Raw genomic sequence first — 2917 nt, 5'->3', positions numbered from 1 at the left:
CAGGCCCGCTCGGCGGTGCGTTTCGCCGATGGTGTGGCCGCGTTGGCCGATGCGGGTGTGACGGTGTTCGTCGAGCTCGGTCCGGACGCCACCCTCGCTGGTCTTGCCCGGGAGTGCCTGGCCGAGAAGGCGGAGCGGGTTGCCGTGGTGCCGGTTCTGCGGCGCGAGCGGCCCGAGCGGCGGACGCTGCTGTCGGCGCTGGCGGCCGTGTACGTGCGGGGTGTCACGGTCGACTGGACGCACCTGCTGCCGGCCGTCGGCACCGACACGGACCTCACCGATCTGCCCACCTACGCCTTCCAGCGCGAGCGTTTCTGGCTGGACGCGCCGAGGTCGGCGGACGCGGCCGGGCTGGGACTCACCGCCGCGGATCACCCACTGCTGGCGGCGGTGATCAGTGAGCCGGGCCGGGACGCGGTGCAGTTCACGGCGACCTTGTCGCTGTCGACGCACCCCTGGCTGGCCGACCACGTGATCGGCGACACCGTGCTCGTTCCGGGCACGGCGTTCCTGGAGCTGGCCGGCCATGCCGCCGAGCAGCTCGGCTGCTCCACGGTCGAGGAACTCACCCTCCAGGCACCTCTCACCCTGTCCGGAGCCTCGCCCGTCGCCCTTCGCCTGACGGCGAGCGAGGCGGACCAGGACGGCCGACGTCACATCGCGGTCTTCGCCCACCGCGACGAGGAGTGGATCCAGTACGCGAGCGGTCGCGTATCGGCCGGCTCCGGGGCCGTGGCCGCCCCCTCGACGGCATGGCCTCCGGCCGACGGCGTTCCCCTCGACGTCGAGGACCTGTACCCGCACCTGGACGGTCTCGGGTACGGCTACGGTCCGGCGTTCCGTGGCCTGCGTGCGGCCTGGCGGGTCGGTGACGACCTGTTCGCCGAGGTCGAACTGCCGGAGCGGCTGCACGCGGAGGCCGCCCGTTTCGGCATTCACCCGGCCCTGCTCGACGCCGCCCTCCACCCCCTGCTGCTGGACGCGGACAGCGGGCCTCTGCGTGTGCCCTTCGAGTTCGCCGGCGTCACCCTGCACAGCGTCGGTGCGACGGCCCTGCGTGTGCGGATCGAACAGCTCGGCCAGAACTCCGTGTCCCTGGCGCTGGCCGACACGACCGGCGCACCGGTCGCGACCGTCGACAGGCTCGACGTCCGGGCGGAGGCGGCGACTGCCGTGGGACCCGTGCCATACCGGGTCGCTTGGAGTCCAGTCCCCCTCGACGCGGATGACTCGCAGGCCGCCGCGGAACTCGTCTTCGGCATCGATGGCCGCGCCGACCTGGACTCGCTGGTGACCGACCGGCCGCCGGCGCGGGTCGTCGCGGTACTGCCCGTACCGGACACCGAAACCCCAGACGCCGTGCATGATTTGGCCGGCACGGTGCTCGGTCTGCTGCAGGACTGGCTCACCGACGGACGGCTCTCCGAGAGCGAGCTGATCATCGTGACCCAGGGCGCGGTGGCCCTCGAGACCGGGGAGAACATCCGCAGCCTTGCCCAGAGTCCTGTCTGGGGTCTGGTCCGGTCGGCCCGTACGGAGAACCCCGGGCAGTTCCGGCTCGTCGACGTCGACGAGGGTGGGTTGGCGTCTGTGCCCGGGGTGTTGGGTTCGGGTGAGCCCGAGGTGGCGGTGCGGGGTGGTGTGGTGTTCGCGCCGCGGTTGGTGCGGGCGGGTGTGGCGTCTGTGGGTGGGGCGGGGTTTGATCCTGAGGGTGTTGTTCTGGTGACGGGTGCTTCGGGGTCGTTGGGGCGGTTGGTGTCGCGTCGTCTGGTGACGGAGCACGGGGTGCGGCATCTGGTGTTGGTGAGTCGTCGTGGGTCTGCTGCGCCGGGTGTGGGTGAGTTGGTTGCGGAGTTGGAGGGGTTGGGGGCGTCGGCGTCGGTGGTGGCGTGTGATGTTGCTGATTTCGATGCGTTGGCGGGTGTGCTGGACGGGGTGGTGGGGGAGCGTCCGTTGTCGGGTGTGGTGCATGCGGCGGGTGTGTTGGATGACGCGACGGTGCAGTCGTTGTCGGTGGATCGTCTGGCGGGTGTGTTGCGGGCGAAGGTGGATGCGGCGTGGAATCTGCATCGGTTGACGTGGCATCACGGGGTGGCGCGTTTTGTGTTGTTCTCGTCGGTGGCTGGTCTGGTGGGTAATGCGGGTCAGGCGAACTATGCGGCGGCGAACACGTTTCTGGACGCGCTTGCCTGGCATCGGCAGTCGTTGGGGTTGCCGGCCACCTCCCTCGCCTGGGGCCTCTGGGCGGAGGACGGAATGGCGGAATCCCTGGACGCCGCCGACCGTGAGCGCATCGCCAGGTCCGGCATCGCGCCCCTGAGCAACGAAGCCGGCCTGGAGCTGTTCGACGCGGCACTGGCCTCTTCGGATCCGCTGCTGGTCCCCGCGGCACTCGACCTCGGCGCGGTACGCCGGATGCCGAGCGTTCCTCCGCTGTTCCGGGGGCTCGTGCGCCAGACGGTCCGGCGACCCGGCGCCGACTCCGGCCGGGGTTCGGGCACGCTCGCGGCACGACTGGCCGACCTGGCCGACGAGGACCGGACCCGCGTCCTGCTGGACCTGGTGCGGGCCGAGGCGGCGACCGTTCTCGGCCACGCCACCGCGGACGCGGTCGACCCGGTGAGGGCCTTCAAGGAGCTGGGGTTCGATTCGCTGACCGCGGTGGAGCTGCGCAACCGGCTCAACTCGGTGACGGGTCTCCGGCTCCCGGCGACCCTGGTCTTCGACTACCCGACCCCCGCCGCCCTCGCCGACCACCTGTTCGGCCAGACCTTCGAGTCGGCTGCGTCGAACCGGGCGCCGGTCACGTCCACCGCTGCCGCGGACGAGCCGATCGCGGTGGTGGGGATGGGGTGCCGGTATCCGGGTGGGGTGGATTCGCCGGAGGGGTTGTGGCGGCTGGTGGCCGAGGGTGGGG

1 protein-coding gene is annotated in these 2917 nt (G+C 71.4%); it reads left to right on the top strand.

Annotated elements, in window-relative coordinates; all coding sequences use genetic code 11:
* Positions 1-42: 42 nt before the first annotated feature.
* Positions 43-2917: SDR family NAD(P)-dependent oxidoreductase (locus ACIHAR_RS39650; RefSeq protein ID WP_400024123.1), on the top strand; the 2875-nt coding region annotated here is incomplete at its 3' end.

The organism is Streptomyces sp. NPDC052016, from assembly GCF_044548445.1.
GTDB lineage: Bacteria > Actinomycetota > Actinomycetes > Streptomycetales > Streptomycetaceae > Streptomyces.
This window is presented reverse-complemented; position numbering and strand designations above follow the sequence as displayed.